Raw genomic sequence first — 17,295 nt, 5'->3', positions numbered from 1 at the left:
CAGGGAAAAGCGCCGTGGGGCGTGAACCGGGCTCCCTGCCAGTTGCGTCAGGCCTGCAAGCGCTAGAGTATCCTCAGGTCACGGATTCTGCCGATGTGCGGCGATCGTTTCAGGATCAGGTCTGCGATGAATTCGGGGAGCAGGGCGCGTGGAATGTTCGCGGGAATGTCGTCGACCAGCTGCGAGGCGACGCGCGCGATGAAGTCGTCGGGGGCGTTTGCCAGACTGTGCTCATAACTGACTCGGTACTGCATGATCAGCCGTGCCCCGACGGATATTTTCTGTGCGGCTGATTCTATCAGCAACTCGCGTGGCGGTTGGCGATGAAGCCGGCGGCTCCCGGCGAATGCAGAGAGGGGCTCCCAATGGTCGGCGCAAGTCCGCGGTTAAGAGTCTGGTCTGTGCAGATTGTCCCGGGGCGCATCGCCAGAGAGCACTGCACGACGCCAGCCTACATATGGACGAAGCAGTACCAGCCATGCGCGGGCAGTCTGCCGGTTTTACCGTCAGTGCTCACGCTGCTCACTTCTCCGGTACCCCGACCCGGGACAATGACTCGCTCGCAAGGCACCTGCTGCCTGAGGAGGCGCGGGCGGACTGCCTGTTCCGATATCCGCTCCTCCGCGCTGACTGGTCTCACGAAGCACGTGTTCATCGGTCTGGCGAGGGTGCCCGGTCTGAAAGCCAGGTCGTTGTCCAAAGGGCAGCGTGGCGTGAGTTGTTTATGTGTGTCGGGCGATGGCCCGACGTGTGCGTCGGGGACCTGGCGATTCAGATGTCCTGATCGTCGCCTGGCGCAATCGGCGACAACGCGTCGGTGGCAAGAAAAACGTTCAACTATTCATCGGCCTGTGTAATCCGATGTGAGGGAAGTGTCGAGAGCTGTTCGTCGTGCAGCGACAGAACGTGTTCAAGGGCTCGCCCGTCAGCTTCAGCTAGCGACCAGTCGTTTGCGGCCTTGATGCGTGCCGCGATAGCGTGCAGCGCCGCCTCGGAGATCCGGAAAGGCCCGAGGGAGTGAGGACCATTCAGCGTTGCATGAACGAAATAGGCGAGGTACACGGTCCTGAACAGCCGGCCGATCAGTTCCATATTTCAGTCTCCCGAGCGCAACGCGGCAAGAGCAAGATGGTGCTCGAGTGAGCGACGACGCCAGATCGTCGGCGGGAGCGGCAGTAACATGTCCCGCGTCATCGGCCGTCTACTGCCAGATTGCCTGGGCTTGCGTTGTTTTGAAGTCGGTGCCATCGAATGGTTTTCAGGCAGCTGGCACATTTTACGGCACGCGCAAGACCCGCAGGCCGCAGCTGCAAGAGGGGGCAAGGCGTGCCGGCCAAGAAAAAGTCCAGGATGCACTTTCCCACCGCCGGCGAAATAATCGACCTTCAGGATCGCCGTCAATCTGTTCGCCGGATTTAACCAGTAGCTTATCCATGCTCGTCCACCCGGCATCATGCAGATTCCTTCAAGAATGTTCAAGCGCTCGGGGCATGCAGCAGCATCCGGCTTCGCAAGTCGCGTCTATCCGTGGTCCGCACAGCGGCGCCGGTTGAAAATCTTGCCATCATTGATTAAAATGCCATCAATGATGGAGGAATAATGGCAAGCATGACGATCCGTAACCTCGACGAGCAGCTGAAGACGCGTCTGCGCGTCCAAGCGGCCCAGCACGGACGGTCAATGGAGGACGAGGCCCGGGACATTCTCCGCGCGGCGCTCTCGACCGAATCCATCGGCGGTCAGCGTAACCTGGCTGAGTCGATCCGGCGCCGGATCGAGCCGTTCGGTGGCATAGAGTTGGAATTGCCGCCACGCGACGCGATTCGGGAACGAGTGGACCTCGGCGCATGATCGTTCTTGACACGAACGTTCTGTCTGAGATGCTGAAGCCTGTGCCAGACGTCAGGGTGATGGCGTGGCTTGGCTCACAGCCGCGCGCGGCGCTTTTCACGACGACGGTAACCCGTGCCGAAATTCTCTACGGGCTGCATCTGCTGCCGGACGGTTCCCGCAAGGGAGCTCTATCTACCGCGGTCGAGGCGATTTTCGTCGAGGATTTCGCGGGCCGGCTTCTCGCGTTCGACAGCGATGCAGCGGACGCATACGCAAGGATTGCGGGGGCGCGTAAAAGCGCGGGCAGACCGATCAGTCAGTTCGACGCGATGATCGCTGCCTGCACGCGCTCAAGAGGGGCGGCACTGGCCACGCGCAATGTGAAGGATTTCACCGGGTGCGAGTTTGCAGTCATCAATCCGTGGGCGGAGTCCTGAGTGGGATTCGAACCGTCTTTTGACGGGCTGAAATCGGAAATCGGGCCTCCGAAACAGCAGAGAAACACGGTCTTTGGAATAGGGGTAGAAGTATGGGTAGCGGAACGGCATTTTTTTCAGATCCTTGCTGGTGCAGGCTTTCCGGCTGGTTTGGCGTCCCTCCGTCAACGCTGCAACGGCCGGGAAACAGCAGTGTGGTGTGAACAGGCCGCGTAGCATTGCGTCTGGCCCGGAAGCGCCACATTATCTTCGGATCACGAATGCTCCGATTTGCGGCGATCGTTTCAGGATCAGGTCTGCGATGAATTCGGGGAGCAGGTCACGCGGAATGTTCGCGGGAATGTCGTCGACCACGTGCGACGCGCGCATAAAGTCATGGGGGCCGCTTGCCAGACTGTGCTCATAACTGACGCGGTACTCCATGATCAGCCGTGCCCCGACGGATTTTTCTGTGCGACTGATTTTTGTCAGCAGATAGCGTGCTGATTGGCGATTGGGCTTCGGGTTCCCGTTGAATGCAGACGCAGCGGGCTCTGGATTATCGGGGAAAATTCCGGGTCGGAAGTCCGGCTTTGCAGGGGGGCGGGCGCATCGCTATGGCTGGCTTCGTCCGTTTCTGTCTCAGGGAACGGTTGCGACCGTTTCAAGCGTCGAGCTAATGAAACGACAGCGGTGCCTTCGGACCGATGGCGCGGCAGTGCGCGGCTCTGCGCGGTTGTGATTCCATCGAAGGAAAAGCACGAAGAAGCTGTTGGCAATCGCGGCGCTCGCCGTATTGAGCGCAACGCTGAGCGGATGTTGGTGGGGGCCGCCTCCTGGCTGGGGCGGCGGCCATGGCGATGCGCCACCTGGCGCCGTCGTCGTCCAGGGTCAGTTCGCGCAGGGCTGACACGAAGAAGCCGGTGTGGGAACTGTTGCGAGGGGCGGCGAACGAGCCGCCCCTTTCCTTAAGCAGGAAAACTCATCGACACCACGAACCCGCCGTCGGCCGCATTGTCCGCGTGGAAAACGCCGCCGTTGTATCGCACGAGACGGCGCACGATCGCAAGACCGAGGCCGCAATGTGCGTCGCCGCTTCTTGCTTCGTCGAGCCGTACGAACGGTTGCAATGCGCGCTCGAGTTGATCGCGCGGAATGCCGCCGCCGTGATCGCGCACCGTCAGCGTGAAATGTCCGTTGTGCTGCGACGTCGAAATATCGACGGGCGGCTCGCCGTATGTGAGCGCGTTCTCGATCAGATTGCTGAGAATCCGGTCCAGGTCGACGAGCGGCAAGCCAAAGCCGTCGCCCGCCTGAAGGTCGAGGCGAATCAGCGCGTCGTCGTCGAGACTGTCGCCGTAATGGCGGCGGCAATGGGCATCGACGCTCGCAGCCGGCGACTTGTCGGCGCTCTCGCGCGCGAAATCCAGGAACTGCGTGACGATGCGCGACAACGAGTCCGCGTCTCGAAGAAAGCCGCTGCGGTTGACTTCGTCCGGCAGCAAATCGGCGCGTACCTGGATCCGCGTGATCGGCGCGCGCAAGTCATGCGCGACACCCGCAAGCATCACCGCGCGCTCCTGTTCGGCCAGCGCGAGTTCATGCACCATCTGATTGAAATCGTCGACGAGTCCCTTCACTTCGCGTGGACCGCTTGCCGGCACAACCGGCGCGCGATGCCCGAGGCGAAACTCGCGCGCCGCGATCGCGAGGCGATGCAACGGCCGTTGCCAGTACCACGCGCCGATGAGCGCGAGCATCACGGCGAACACCAGCATCATGGCCGATGCGCCGATAAAGCGGCGCGCCGGCAGCATCGAGTTCTCAAGCTTGAGCCAGCCCGGATTGCCCGCATAACGCACCCACACGTTACCGTTTTCCGGGTCTGCGACCACCTGGCTCCCAGGAGGCAGCTTCGCCCGCAAGTCGTTCTGGAATGGGCCCGAGGTGTCCTGACACGGCGCCGGGCAACCGTATGGGATCGCGTCGCTCGAATTGATTGCCACGATACCGAGCGTCGCCGAAACTTGCGAAGCGCTCACCGCGCCGTTACGTTGAGCCTCGACGGCAAGCAGAAGCGCGCGCTGCGCATGCGCGGTGTCGATCTGTCCGCGATCGCGGTCCACCAGCAGCAACGCCGTGACGTGGACGATAACGATCAGCCCGACCGTCATCAATGCGAGTTGGCCGAATAGCGTGCTAAAGGGATTTTTCATCGTCACTGCTGCCAGGCACGAACATATAGCCGATGCCGCGTACTGTCTGAATCCGCCGCGGGTTGGCGGGGTCGTCTTCGAGCAGACGGCGCAGGCGCCACACCGGCACGTCGATGCCGCGCTCGGTCACGTCGGAGTGCGGCCCATGCAGCAGGTCCACGAGTCTCGAGCGCGACAGCGTTTGCATGGGGTGCTGCGCGAGCACCTCGAGTAACGCGTATTCGCTGCCGGTCAGCTTGAGCGGCTCGTCGCCGCGATACAGCGTGCGGCTCGCGAAGTCGAGCCTGAAGCTGCCAAAGCGCAGCGCCTCTCGCTTCTCGACCGGCGGCGTGGCCGACGCTGCCGGTTGCGCGTGCCGTCGCAGCACGGCGTGAATGCGCGCGAGCAATTCCTGCGGCATGAACGGCTTGCCGAGGTAATCGTCCGCGCCGAGTTCGAGGCCGATCACACGGTCGACGCCCTCAGCGCGCGCCGTCAGCATGATCACGGGAATCGTCTCGCCGCTTGCGCGCAGTTGCCGCAACGCGCTGAGTCCGTCGACGCCCGGCATCATCAGATCGAGTACGACGATGGAGGGCCGTTCGCGTTGGAGCCGGCGCGCCAGATGATTCGCGTCGTGCAATACGGAAATCTCAATGCCGCGTTGCTGGAAAAAGGTTCGCAGCAGGTCGCGAAGGTCGGCATCGTCGTCGACGAGTAAAACCTGGATCGGCGTGTCTGACATGGCTGAGCCCTGCTCGATGGGACGTTGAAGGCGGGCGCGCTGCGCCCTGCCACGATAGCGAAATATAGCGAATCGGTCGGCGCCCGTGCTTTCGCGTTCTTCTGCCGGCTTACCGTTTATTACGGCGCCGTTCTCGGATCGGCGGGCACACCTTATCGCGCCAGCGAAACCGACGTCGTGCGTCATGGCTCGTAATGCTTGCCTAAGCCACCGTAAGACGCCTTTCATTATTGTGGGCCATCCGTTGCCGCTGGCACGGCGTCGCATGGCTTCCACACGAAACCGCGACGCATGCCAGACGGCCCTTTGTCGAACCAGTCGAAGGATGCCCAGAGCATGCCAATCCTGTCCAATCCGTCGGCATCCCCGCGTCGCACGGCTCGCACGTTCCGGTCCACGCTGCTTGCCGCGTCAGTTGCCGCCGCCACGCTGATGCTGGCAGCTTGCGGCGACCACGCGCCTCACGGTCCGCCGCAGATGACGCCCGAAGTCGGCGTCGAAACCATCAAACCGCACACCGTTGTTTCGAATATCGAACTATCCGGGCGGCTGTCGGCCATTCGCGTCGCGGAAGTGAGGCCGCAAGTCGAAGGCATCATCAGAAAGCGCCTGTTTGCCGAGGGCGCGCAGGTCACAGCCGGCGCGGTGCTTTACCAGATCGACGCATCCAGCTACCAGGCGACCTACGATCAGGCGGTCGGCACGCTGGCCAAGGCCGTCGCGACTGCAAACGCCGCGCAAACCAAGGCCGCGCGCTACGCGGAACTGACGAAGATCCAGGGCGTGAGCCGTCAGGATTACGACGATGCCGTTGCCGCGCTTGAAGAAGCGAAGGCCGACGTCGTCGCCGATAAGGCCGCGCTGAAGACCGCCGCGATCAACCTCGGCTATACGAAGGTGGTCGCGCCTATCGCGGGGCGCATCGGCAAATCGAGCGTGACCGAAGGCGCACTCGTTACCGCCGAGCAGACCAGCGCGCTTGCCACCGTGCAGGCGACGAACGAAATGTATCTGGACGTCACCCGTTCTTCCGCCGACTGGCTGCGCCTGCAGAAAGAGTTCGCGAGCGGCCAGTTGCAGCAGTCAGGCATCGACGGCGCCGTGGTTCATCTGGTGATGGAAGACGGCAGCACCTACCCACAGCCTGGCAAGCTGCTGTTCTCCGACATTACCGTCGACGCGACCACCGGCTCCGTCACGCTGCGTTGTGTGTTCCCGAACCCGGATGGCGTGCTGCTGCCTGGCATGTTCGTGCGCGCGCGGCTCGAGGAGGGCGTGAACCACCAGGCGATCACGGTTCCGCAACTCGCGGTCTCGCGTGCGTCCGACGGCTCGGCGAGTGTGCTTACCGCGAGTGCCGACAACAAGGTCGTGCAGACACCGGTCACTGCGGATACGGCGTCGGGCTCGGACTGGATCGTTACGAGCGGCCTGAAGACGGGCGACCGCGTGATCGTGTCCGGTTTGCAGAACGCGCGCACCGGCGCGGTCGTGAAGCCGGTCGAGACGCCCGCCACCGCCGACAACGCAAACGCCGCGAACGCCGCGAACGCCGCAAACGTACCAAACGCCGCGTCGGCCACCCCGAGTTAAAGCGAGATTCTCATGGCAGGCTTTTTTATCAACCGACCGATCCTCGCGTGGGTTATCGCCATTGTCATCGTGATGATTGGCGGCGCTTCCATCACCACGCTTCCGGTCGAACAGTATCCGAGCGTCGCGCCGGCTTCGGTGCAGATCACGGCGACGTATCCGGGCGCGTCCGCGGAAACCGTCGCGACCACCGTGACCCAGGTGATCGAGCAGAAACTGAGCGGCATCGATCATCTGCTCTATATGTCGTCGACCAGCAGTTCGGTTGGCCAGGCGCGCATCACGCTGACGTTCCAGCAAGGCACCAACGCGGACATCGCGCAGGTGCAAGTGCAGAACAAGGTCGAACAGGCGACCTCGTCGCTGCCGGAGACGGTGCAGGAGCAAGGCGTGCAGGTCGCGAAGGCGGCCAACTCGTTCCTGATGATTGTGTCGCTCTCGTCGACCGATGGCAGCATGAGTTCCATCGACCTCGGCAACGTCATCGCGACGCAGATCGAAGACCCGCTTACGCAAATTAACGGCGTGGGCGACGTCACGCTGTTCGGCGCGCAGCACGCCATGCGCATCTGGCTCGATCCAGTGAGGTTGCGGGCCGTCGGTCTCACGACCAGTGACGTCACGACCGCGATCACGAATCAGAACGTGCAGCTTTCGGTCGGGCAAATCGGCGGTTCACCTTCGACGAAAACCCAGGCATTGAACGCGACGATCTCCGCATCGAGCCTCCTGACCACACCCGCGCAATTCGGTGCGATCCTGCTACGCGTGAACAGCGACGGCTCGAAGGTGATGCTGAAGGATGTCGCACGCGTCGAAGTCGGCGCCGACGACTACAGCACCGACTCGCGCCTGAACGGCAAGCCGGCTGCATCGCTTGCGGTGAAGCTCGCGAGCGGCGCGAATGCGATGAGTGTCGCGAAGGCCGTGCGCGCGAAGCTCAACGAATTGAGCGCGCAACTGCCGCGCAATGTCGTCGTCGATTATCCGTACGACAGCACGCCGTTCGTGCGCATTTCGATTGAAGAAGTGGTGAAGACGCTGATCGAAGCAGTGCTGCTCGTCTTTGTCGTGATGTACGTGTTCCTGCAGAACCTGCGCGCAACGCTGATTCCGACCATCGTGGTGCCGGTCGCCTTGCTCGGCACGTTCGCGGTGATGTCGGCGGTCGGCTTCTCCATCAATGTGCTGTCGATGTTCGGCATGGTGCTCGCGATCGGCTTGCTGGTGGACGATGCAATCGTGGTGGTGGAAAACGTCGAGCGCCTGATCACGGAAGAAAAGCTCTCGCCGGTCGAGGCCACGCGCCGCGCGATGAAACAGATCACTGGCGCGCTGATCGGCATCACGACCGTGCTGATAGCCGTGTTCATTCCGATGGCATTCTTCGCGGGAACGACGGGCGCGATCTACCGGCAGTTTTCGGTCACCATCGTCGCGGCGATGCTGCTTTCGGTGTTCCTGGCGCTGACGCTCACGCCCGCACTGTGCGCGACGTTGCTCAGGCGCGCGGATGTCGAACACCATGAAAAGCGCGGCGTGCTCGGCTGGTTCAACCGCGTGCTCGCGCGCGGCACGGACCGCTATGACTCGGCGGTTGCGCGCGTCATCGGCAAGCCGATGCGTTACATGGTGATCTACCTGCTGATTGCTGGTGTCGTCGCGCTGCTGTTCATGAAGCTGCCGTCGTCCTATCTGCCTGACGAGGATCAGGGAAGCATCATTACGTCGATCTCCGCACCGGTCGGCACGCCGGCCGCGCAGACGCTCGAGGTCGTCAAGAAGGTCGAGGCCTACTATCGCGGTCAGCCCGAAGTCGATCAGCTCATTACGCTGACGGGTTTCAGCTTCAACGGCTCGGGGCAGAACAACGCGCTCGCCTTCGTCAAGCTGAAGGACTGGAGCGCGCGGCGCGGCAGCAGCGGGTCGGCGGCCGCGGTAATCCTGCGCGCGAACATGCGTTTTGCCGCTTTGCGCGATGCGCAAATCTTCGCCGTCAATCCGCCGGCGATCCAGGAACTGGGCACGCAAAGCGGCCTCGACTTCGAACTCGAAGACCGCGCGGGCCAGGGGCACGACAAGTTGATGGCCGCACGCCAGCAATTGATGGCGCTCGCAGCCAAAGACACCGCGTTATCCGGCATGCGGCCAGGCGGTCTGGAGGACACGCCGCAATTTCACGTCGATATCGACCGTGAAAAGGCGAGCGCACTCGGGCTTTCCATCGCCGACGTCAACGATACGCTGCAAACGGCGCTCGGCTCCTCGTACGTGAACAACTACGTGGACACCGGGCGGATCCAGAAGGTCTATGTACAGGCCGACGCGCCGTATCGGATGATGCCGTCCGACATTGGACGGTGGTACGTGAAGTCGACCACCACGAGCAGCAGTTCCAGCACCAGTTCAAGCAGTACCACAAGCACCACCGGCAGTACCACCACAACCAGCGGCTACGACGGCCAGATGGTCCCGTTCTCCGCATTCGCGACCGGCAAGTGGACCTTCGGGCCGCCGCAGATCGAGCGCTTCAACCGCACGCTCGCGATGGAAATGACCGCGCAAGCCGGCGCGAACGCCAGCACCGGCCAGGCGATGGCGGCCGTGGATGCGCTTGTGAAGAAACTGCCGGCGGGCTATGGCATCGACTGGACAGGGCAATCGTACCAGGAGCGCGTGGCCGGTTCGCAGGCGATCTATCTGTACGCCATTTCGCTGATCGTGGTGTTCCTGTGTCTCGCGGGTCTGTACGAGAGCTGGTCCATTCCGATCGCGGTGATTCTCGTGGTGCCGCTCGGCGTGTTGGGCGCCGTGCTGGGCGCGCATCTGCGCGGCCTGTCCGACGACATCTATTTCAAGGTCGGCCTTCTCGCGACCATTGGACTCTCCACGAAGAACGCGATTCTGATTGTGGAGTTTGCGAAGGACCTGCAAGCGCAAGGACGCGGGCTGATCGAAGCGACCATCGAAGCGGCGCGCCTGCGTCTGCGACCCATTCTGATGACCTCCCTCGCGTTTGTGTTCGGCGTGTTGCCACTCGTCATCAGCACAGGCGCGGGTTCGGCGAGCCGCCATGCGATCGGCACCGGCGTGATGGGCGGCATGATCGCCGCGACAGTCCTCGCAATCTTTTTCGTGCCGGTGTTCTTTGTCGTCGTGCGCCGTCTGTTCCGCGAACACGGCGACGCCAAGCAACAGGAAGGTGTTGAATGATGAGACTCACACAGGCTGCATGCGCGGTCGCATTCGCGTTCGCGCTGCTCGCGGGCTGCACGCTCGATCCGCACTACGAGCGGCCGGCCGCGCCGATTCCGGCTGCGTATCCGAAAGGCGACGCGTATGAGAGCACGACCGCGGCACGGACCGCCGCGGATGCCGACGCCAGCGCAACGAGCACAGCGAGCACAACGAGCGCAACGACAGCAGTCGCACCCGCGCTCGCTTCCGACACAGCATGGCGAAACTTCTTTCGCGACGAACGCCTGCAGCGTCTGATTGAAATCGCGCTCGCCAACAATCGCGACTTGCGCGTCGCGGCGCTGAACGTCGCGGAATACGAGGCGCAATACCGGATCACGCGCGCTGCACTCGGGCCGTCCGTCACCGGAACCGGCAGCTTGACCCGCGAGCGGACGCAAGGTGCGATTGCAAGTTCGAGCGATGTCAGCGTCGGCACGACCTCGTGGGAAGTGGACTTCTTTGGTCGCCTGCGTAGCCTGAAGCGCCAGGCGCTCGAAAACTATCTTGCAACGGACGCATCGCGGCAAAGCACGCAGATCAGCCTGATCGCGACGGTGGCGACCGACTACCTGACCCTGCTCGCCGACGAACGCCTGCTGCAATTGACCGAAGACACGGTGAAGTCGGATCAGTCCACTTACGACGTGACCAGGCGCGTGCAGCAACTCGGCAACGCATCGCTTCTCGACGTGCAACAGGCGCAGAACTCGCTCGCGAGCGCGAAGGCAAGCCTGGCTTCGTACCGGCGCGCCGTCGCCCAGGACCGCAACAACCTGGCGGCGGTGCTCGGCGCGCCGATTCCCGACGACCTGCCGCCCGCGCGCGCCTTCGACGACGAATCGATGTTCGCGGACATCGGTGCGGGCGTGCCCTCGCTGCTGCTCACCCGCCGCCCGGACATCGTACAGGCCGAGCATGCGTTGAAGGCGGTCAATGCAAACATCGGCGCGGCGCGCGCGGCGTTTTTCCCGAAGATAGAACTGACGGCCACCGCAGGCACGTCGAGTTCGACCCTCTCGAATCTGTTCAAGGCAGGCACCGGCGCATGGGCGTTTGCGCCGAGCGTTTCAGTGCCGATCTTCGATTACGGCAGCAACAAGGCATCCCTCGATGTGGCGAAGATCGAGAAGCAGATCGAGGTCGCCGACTACGAAAGCGCGATCCAGACAGCGTTCAAGGAAGTGTCGAATGCGCTGACGGCGCGCGCCACTTACGTCGACCAGGTGCAGGCGGATCGCGAATATGTAGCGTCGGCGCAAAGCTATTACTCGCTCGCCGAGGCGCGCTACAAGGCGGGCACGGACAGCTTTCTCACCTTCCTCGACGCGCAGCGCACGCTCTACACCGCGCAACAGCAACTCGCGACGGACATTCTTTCGCGGCAATCCAATCTCGTGACGTTGTACAAGGTGCTGGGCGGTGGATGGGAGGGCAGTTGACGTGCTGGGGTGAGAAGATTCGGGAGCCGGCGAGGTGAGAATGTGCGTAACCGTCGGCGCGCGGTGGTGTGCAAGCAGAGCGAATCCAGGAGCGCAGGGCTTGGCCTGGGCTTTCTTTTTAACCGTAAATGGCCACCGTGCTCGAGATCGGCAGACATCTGCCAGTTGAGGTCGGTTGGACAGGGTGCAGGCCAACATTCGGCGAAATCAAGGAGGTAAGGTGGTGAGGAACCGAGTCCCGAAGTTTGTCTATACAAGGAATTTTACAAAGAGGCAGTAATGCTGGCGACTTTCCGCGCCTCATGCGTGGCAAACCCTATTGTTTCATCAACCGCTCGTCGATGAAACGCCACCGCAACCAGTTGATCTGTTGATGGGACCGAATCCGTCGGCGGTCATCAAACCGGTCAGTCAGCCATTTTCAGGTTTGCGGACTGAAATGCCAGTAAGCGCCCGTTGGCGACTTCACCCAATCGGCCAAAAACCAGTCACTCGGGCGCACCTGGCGACAATGGTCAAGATGCCTCAGGGAGGCGGGACCTTGCAACGCGGGATTTCGGCGACTGCCGTTACGCGAACGACCAGTTCACTGAACTGTTGACCCTCCGCGCATTTGCGCATCTCCTTTATTGCGCGATCCGCGTTTGTCCGCGTCTGGCCACGCGGACATCGCAACGTCGATGATGCTGTCAAGCGCTTCGCCCGATGCGCCCGCCTGTGGAAGATTCAAAATGGCCTGCAAGACGCCGAGATAGTACCAGGCGAAGGCGTTAACGTCGGTACCCGGTGCAACTTCGCCGCTCGCCACGCCATCCCGCAGCAGATCCGCGAAGATCTCGCGCTGCCGTGCGACACCAGCAAGTGCTGTCGTCTTTCCTGCCACTGCAAGATCCAGTAGTTCGGCAGTACTTCGCGACAACAGGCAGCCTGCCGGCCGCCGCGATGCGGCCGGCGTAGGCAAGAAATCCCGCAATATTGCTGCCACGCTTCCCCGTGCAGAGTCCACACGGGCTGACCTCATCCGACGTAGCACGCGCTCTGTGTAGACGGCCAGCGCATCGCGGAACAGGCCGTCCTTGTCGCCGAACCGCTGGTAGAGGCTCGAGCGCGATAGGCCGGTGGCTTCCGTGAGCTCATTGATGGACGCCGTCGCATAGCCGTGACGCCAGAAAACGTCGATTGCAGCAGCGATGACGGCGGCCTCGTCGTATTGCGGTTTGCCACTCATAAATCTTCCCCTTGACAAGCTGGAACGATTGTTCCATCATATGTGGACCGATCGTTCCATCATACCTCAAGGGGGCGACATGCTCAATCAGACAGCCCGCGCATCGCGCCCTATGCGCATAGCCGTCGCAGGCGCGACCGGCCGCGTTGGCAATACGCTAATCGATCGATTGGGCATGGATCCGGTCGATGTCGTCGCCCTCACTCGCCAAAGCGCTACAGCGCAGTTTGCGCCGGATGTCACCGTCGCGACGGTGGACTTCGACCGACCGGCCACGCTCGCCGACGCACTTGTCGGCATCGACAAGTTCTTCGTCGCGCACGGCACATCCACCCGGCAGGTGGCGAATGAAATCGCGCTCATTGATGCTGCAGTCGCCGCCGGGGTGCGCCACATTGTCAAGCTGTCCGTCATGGGGCCGGCAACGCAGCTCAATCCATTCGCCTGGCACATGCAGATCGAAGCACACTTGGCTCGCCAGCCGGTGGCGTCGACCGCGCTAAGGCCGACCACGTTCGCCGACGTGCTCAAGCGCGCCGGCGCGCCGGTTGCTGCTGGTAATTGGGCCGGTGCGGCGGGCAACGGAGCCGTCAACTTCGTCGATACGCGAGATGTTGCCGAAGCAGCGCGCATTGCGTTGCTCGAAGACGTTCCCGACGGATCGCAGCGGGCGTATCACCTGAGCGGGCCGCGGAACTGGACGATGCAACAGGTTGCTGAGGAGTTGTCTCGACTGCTCGGACGCCGTGTTGTCTACAACGACCGGTCGCCCACGGAGCATCGCGGGGCCTTGCTCGCAAGTGGCCAGCCGCCGCTGGTGGTAGACCTGCTTCTTGGCCTGGATAGGCTTTTTCGTGAATCTGCCCTCGCGGAGACCACGGCGACTTTCGCAGAATTGACAGGCAAGCCCCCGCGGTCATTGTCTGAGTGGCTGCGTGAAAACCTCACGCTCTTCCAGTGACACGTATCAGCGCTCACACCGGGATGCGTTCTAGCGGTGAGAATGCGGCGGTTTGTAGTCGGGTTGCAATGGCTGGAGGTTCCCGTCGTCTGGCCGTCCTCCATCGCAAATACGGGGATATGAGACTAACCATGACTAATCGATCATTGCGTATGCGGCGCGGCCTGCCGGTTGTTCTGTTGCTATCGTTGCTGACAGGAGCAGGCTGCGCGCAAGCAGCCGGTGTGACGCCCGCCGATACTCAGGCGGTTCGCGCGCTGTTTCTGCAGCAGACGACGGCCGAGACTGCGCATGATCTCCACGCGCTGAGCGGCATGTTCGCTTCTACGGCACCCGGACAGCCAGATGCCGTGTCGTTTGTGGCTCGCGCATATCGCTTTTGGGGCAGGGACGAGGTGCTTGAGCATTTCAGGCAGACTTTCGCCGGGACATGGCGGGTCGAGCCGGATCGGAGTGCGCTGCGCATCATTCCGCTGAACCAGGATACGGTACAGGTGTACGCGCCTACCAAGGTGACCATCGGCGCGCCGGGCCAACCAGAGAAGACCGCGACGTTTCTGATCAACGAATTTATGATCCGCAGCCCGTCCGGCTGGAAGGTTGCAGCGGTGATTCCGGTGCCGGCGCAATAACGGGAGACGCACATGAGCTTACAAAAAGTGCTGGCCTGCTGCGTCGCGGTTGCGGTGATGAGCGACGCGCATGCTGAAGCGCCGCATCGATTTACCGATGAGGACCGGCAAGCGGTCGAAGCGGTTTTCATCCGGCAGGCGGAGGCTGCTACCGCGCATGACATCGATGCGTTCGCCGGCGTGCTCGCCTCGGCGCCGGCCGGCGAACCCGACCCGGTCGTGCTCCTCGCCCGTTCGTATCAGTTTTGGGGCAAGCCGGCGCTGATCGAGCATTTCAAGGACACCTTCAAGGGCGTGTGGAAGTTCGAGCCCGATGTCGCGAAGATCCGCGTTGCTCCGCTGAGTGCTGACGCCGCGCAGCTGTACGCGCCCACTCGGGTCACGGCAGGCGCTTCGGAAGCCACGGCGAAAACCGCGTCGTTTCTCGTCTATGAAACGGCAGTGCGAACGGCCGACGGCTGGCGCATTGCATCAATTGTTCCGGTCCCCGCGCAATAGCAGCGCGTATTGCCTCATATCGCTCTCGTCAGCCAGGCCCGCTGTGCAACAACCGATGGGACGGCAAACAGCATGAGCGATTTTGAGCTACCGGGACGATCGCTGGTGATCTGGGAGCAAAAGGCATGGCGGCGACCTCGCATTCCGTTTCGACGCTTGTCGCTGGGGCGACGCGCGCGCCTAGTGCGAAAAGCCGCGATCGCCATCGTTTACCGAACGGCTACCGTAACCGCCTAGCACGCACGCGGTTGTGTCATTGTCACTCAGCAATCCCGGTGAGCGTTCCGCCAGCGACCCGGGAACGTCCGCTTCAAACGGCTGCTTTGGGAATCGGCCACTGTCCCTTGTGGATCGAGAAGACTCATTCGTCAATATCGAAAGCTGACATTCGCGGACATGTAGTCGCGAATGTCGGCAGAGCGACCTGTAGCGGCCGCACCTTCCTGATCGGCCACCGTTGGTTTAGGCCGATGAACCGCCGACCAACATGATCGCCCGAATGGTCGTCGTAGCCTGAAAGCTGCGGTTGAGTGCGCGCGGTCCCGCGGGATCGTTGTAGGTTAAAGAACGGAACTGCTCGCGCGGTAGGGGCTCCGGCTAAGCGCGATGGTTCGTGAAGGGGCGGCTGCGCGGTTCTGTATGTTGGCGAATGAGGCGATTCGCCTCGTTCTCCAGCAGCCGAATCATGACCTCCCAACCGAACGGCAGCCCGCTGCGTCAGCGCATGATCGACGACCAGCGCATGCGCCAGCTTTCCCCCAAGACGCAGGCCAACTATCAGCGCACCGTGCGCGAGTTCTGCCGATACCTTGGACGCTCGCCTGATACTTCCACCGTCGGGACCTGCGGGGTTACCAGCTGCATCGATCACGGCACGTCACCGGCGTCGTTGAACTCCGCAATCACCGGGCTGAAGTTTTTCTTCGAGACCACGCTCCACGAAGCGGAATTGATGGCCCGGATGCAACCCGTGCGCGTGCCCCGCACACTGCCCGTTGTGCTCCGTCCCCAGGGAGTGGGCGGCTGATCGCCGCAACAGGCAACTTCGAGCACCAGACGGCCCTCTCGGTCGCCTATGGCACCGGGCTACGCGTCAGCGAAATGGCGGCTGAAGGTCAGAGACGTCGACAGCCAACGTATGACTCTGCGCATCGAGCAGGGCAGGGGCCGGAAGGCCCGCCATGACATCAGCAACTGCGGTTGAATAGATGCGTTAGGATTCCTCCGGGAGTGCGCAACCAGCTCGGACTCGCCACTGGCGATCGAATCGAATTCGTCGCGAACCATGAAACCGGGCGTTATCTAGCACTCCTGCCAACCGGTGCATCAAAGGGCTCAGAGGCATCATTGCGGTGCCAGCCAGCGCGATGTCCGTCGAGGATATGAATGCGGCGAACGCCGAGCGCGGGTCGGCGTCGCGATGATCCCGTTCCGCGACCCTGTGACAAGCCACTTCTTCCCGATCACGGGAAAGCGAATTACATCCCGTGCCGTGAATCCCGTTCATGGATCCCCGGCTCTAGATTCGGTTTACGCTAAATCGTCGACGATATTCGCCCGGTGTGAGCCCTGTAACCCTGTTGAAAATCTTGCGGAACGCCCCCGCGTCGCCGTAACCGACCTCCCAGGCAATTGTCTCCGCAGGCAAATTACTGAACTGGAGCATCTCGCGCGCCTTTCCAACGCGTAGCCTCTGACAGTAGTCGATGGCTGTCAGGCCGGTCGCCTTTCGAAATCGCCGCAGGAAGGTCCGTTCTTCCAATCCGGCTCGCGAGACGAGCGATGCGAGAGCCATATCTTTGGCGCCGGTGGCCTGAAGCCAATGTTGGACTTTCAGTACGGCGGCATCGCCATGGGTCAGGTTGGGAGAAAAAACGCTGTAGTAGCGTTGCTCGCGGCCGGGAGGATCCACCAGTAAAAAGCGCGCAGTCTCGGCCATGATGGTCGGCCCTAGAAAACGGTCGACCAGTTTTAAACCAAGGTCAATCCACGCCATCATTCCCCCGGCGCAGATGATATCGCCGTCATCGATGACGAGCTTGTCGGTATCCAGACGTGCATCGGGAAACCGCTGCCGGAATATCTCTGCATGAGCCCAATGTGTCGTCGCCGATCGGCCGGCCAGAAGGCCAGTTTCACCCAGCAGAAACGCGCCTCCGCATATGGAGGCGAGCGTTGCCCCTGCACGATGATGGCTCAGCAGCCAGTCAACGAATGGCACTGCGTCTTCCCGTGACAGCGGTCCGCCAAGGCGCGGCGGCAATATGAGCACTGCGGGTGACCTGTTAGCGTCCCCGGCAATATTGTGGCTTCTGACTGGAGCTTTTCCGGGCGCATCAGGACGCCATTGGCTCACCCTAAGGAAGGCCGTTTGCTCTTTGTGATGCTGCGCGGCGAACCGCTCTGCAACCTCAAATAAATCAATCAAGCCATGTATGGCTGCGAGCTGCGCGCCTGGAAATTCGACGATGCCAATTTCGATTGGAGGATGTGGCGCCATATGTCGATATTGCCT

Annotated in this window: 15 protein-coding genes and 1 pseudogene; 9 read left to right on the top strand and 7 right to left on the bottom strand. The window is 62.2% G+C overall.

Annotated elements, in window-relative coordinates; translation table 11 throughout:
- Positions 1-62: 62 nt before the first annotated feature.
- Complete coding sequence (locus tag AB6809_RS33535) at positions 63-254, bottom strand: hypothetical protein (RefSeq protein WP_371028199.1); 192 nt, start codon at positions 252-254, stop codon at positions 63-65.
- Positions 255-837: 583 nt separating this feature from the next.
- On the bottom strand, positions 838-1,092 hold the full coding sequence (locus AB6809_RS33530; RefSeq protein WP_371028198.1) for a hypothetical protein: 255 nt from the start codon (positions 1,090-1,092) through the stop codon (positions 838-840).
- A gap of 507 nt (positions 1,093-1,599) precedes the next feature.
- Here AB6809_RS33530 and AB6809_RS33525 point away from each other — a divergent pair.
- Together AB6809_RS33525 and AB6809_RS33520 are read left to right on the top strand one after the other, a co-directional pair.
- Complete coding sequence (locus AB6809_RS33525; protein ID WP_006053135.1) at positions 1,600-1,851, top strand: hypothetical protein; 252 nt, start codon at positions 1,600-1,602, stop codon at positions 1,849-1,851.
- Positions 1,848-2,270 (top strand): type II toxin-antitoxin system VapC family toxin, encoded by a 423-nt coding sequence (locus AB6809_RS33520; RefSeq protein WP_371028197.1) that lies wholly within the window; start codon positions 1,848-1,850, stop codon positions 2,268-2,270. Before AB6809_RS33525 ends, AB6809_RS33520 begins: the two co-directional genes overlap by 4 nt.
- A 243-nt stretch (positions 2,271-2,513) precedes the next feature.
- Here AB6809_RS33520 and AB6809_RS33515 read toward each other — a convergent pair whose 3' ends face one another.
- The 3 genes from AB6809_RS33515 to AB6809_RS33505 form a co-directional block, all read right to left on the bottom strand.
- Complete coding sequence (locus AB6809_RS33515; RefSeq protein WP_371028196.1) at positions 2,514-2,693, bottom strand: hypothetical protein; 180 nt, start codon at positions 2,691-2,693, stop codon at positions 2,514-2,516.
- A gap of 524 nt (positions 2,694-3,217) precedes the next feature.
- Positions 3,218-4,465, bottom strand: coding sequence for an ATP-binding protein (locus AB6809_RS33510; RefSeq protein ID WP_371028195.1), 1,248 nt, complete (start codon positions 4,463-4,465; stop codon positions 3,218-3,220).
- Complete coding sequence (locus AB6809_RS33505) at positions 4,449-5,189, bottom strand: response regulator (RefSeq protein WP_371028194.1); 741 nt, start codon at positions 5,187-5,189, stop codon at positions 4,449-4,451. Before AB6809_RS33505 ends, AB6809_RS33510 begins: the two co-directional genes overlap by 17 nt.
- Before the next feature lie 336 nt (positions 5,190-5,525).
- Between AB6809_RS33505 and AB6809_RS33500 the strand changes: the two genes are divergently transcribed.
- Genes AB6809_RS33500 through AB6809_RS33490 form a run of 3 tightly spaced genes read left to right on the top strand, consistent with a single transcriptional unit; the run spans position 5,526 to position 11,461 of the window.
- Positions 5,526-6,782: an efflux RND transporter periplasmic adaptor subunit gene (locus AB6809_RS33500; RefSeq protein WP_371028193.1), complete on the top strand. Its 1,257-nt coding sequence runs from the start codon at positions 5,526-5,528 to the stop codon at positions 6,780-6,782.
- Between the two features lie 12 nt (positions 6,783-6,794).
- Positions 6,795-9,995, top strand: a complete 3,201-nt coding sequence (locus tag AB6809_RS33495) for an efflux RND transporter permease subunit (RefSeq protein ID WP_371028192.1) — start codon at positions 6,795-6,797, stop codon at positions 9,993-9,995.
- Entirely contained in the window at positions 9,995-11,461 is a 1,467-nt protein-coding gene (locus AB6809_RS33490; RefSeq protein WP_371028213.1) for an efflux transporter outer membrane subunit, read from the top strand. Before AB6809_RS33495 ends, AB6809_RS33490 begins: the two co-directional genes overlap by 1 nt.
- A 586-nt stretch (positions 11,462-12,047) precedes the next feature.
- On the opposite strand, the gene AB6809_RS33485 is transcribed toward AB6809_RS33490, so the two are convergent.
- Positions 12,048-12,689: a TetR/AcrR family transcriptional regulator gene (locus AB6809_RS33485; protein ID WP_371028191.1), complete on the bottom strand. Its 642-nt coding sequence runs from the start codon at positions 12,687-12,689 to the stop codon at positions 12,048-12,050.
- A 40-nt stretch (positions 12,690-12,729) separates the two neighbouring features.
- On the opposite strand from AB6809_RS33485, the gene AB6809_RS33480 reads away from it, so the two are divergent.
- The 4 genes and pseudogenes from AB6809_RS33480 to AB6809_RS33465 form a co-directional block, all read left to right on the top strand.
- Complete coding sequence (locus AB6809_RS33480) at positions 12,730-13,650, top strand: NmrA family NAD(P)-binding protein (protein ID WP_371028190.1); 921 nt, start codon at positions 12,730-12,732, stop codon at positions 13,648-13,650.
- Between the two features lie 152 nt (positions 13,651-13,802).
- On the top strand, positions 13,803-14,282 hold the full coding sequence (locus AB6809_RS33475; protein WP_371028189.1) for a nuclear transport factor 2 family protein: 480 nt from the start codon (positions 13,803-13,805) through the stop codon (positions 14,280-14,282).
- A gap of 12 nt (positions 14,283-14,294) precedes the next feature.
- Positions 14,295-14,780, top strand: a complete 486-nt coding sequence (locus tag AB6809_RS33470) for a nuclear transport factor 2 family protein (RefSeq protein ID WP_371028188.1) — start codon at positions 14,295-14,297, stop codon at positions 14,778-14,780.
- Positions 14,781-15,465: 685 nt separating this feature from the next.
- Positions 15,466-15,963 (top strand): annotated as a pseudogene (locus AB6809_RS33465) (tyrosine-type recombinase/integrase); the annotation flags it as partial.
- A gap of 336 nt (positions 15,964-16,299) precedes the next feature.
- Here the strand turns inward: AB6809_RS33465 and AB6809_RS33460 are convergent.
- Entirely contained in the window at positions 16,300-17,280 is a 981-nt protein-coding gene (locus tag AB6809_RS33460) for a GlxA family transcriptional regulator (protein ID WP_371028187.1), read from the bottom strand.
- Positions 17,281-17,295: the final 15 nt, after the last annotated feature.

Source organism: Paraburkholderia sp. RCC_158, from assembly GCF_041355255.1.
In the GTDB taxonomy this organism is placed as follows: Bacteria; Pseudomonadota; Gammaproteobacteria; order Burkholderiales; family Burkholderiaceae; genus Paraburkholderia; species Paraburkholderia graminis.
The sequence above is the reverse complement of the archived record's forward strand: the minus strand, read 5'-3'. Positions and strand labels throughout refer to the sequence as shown.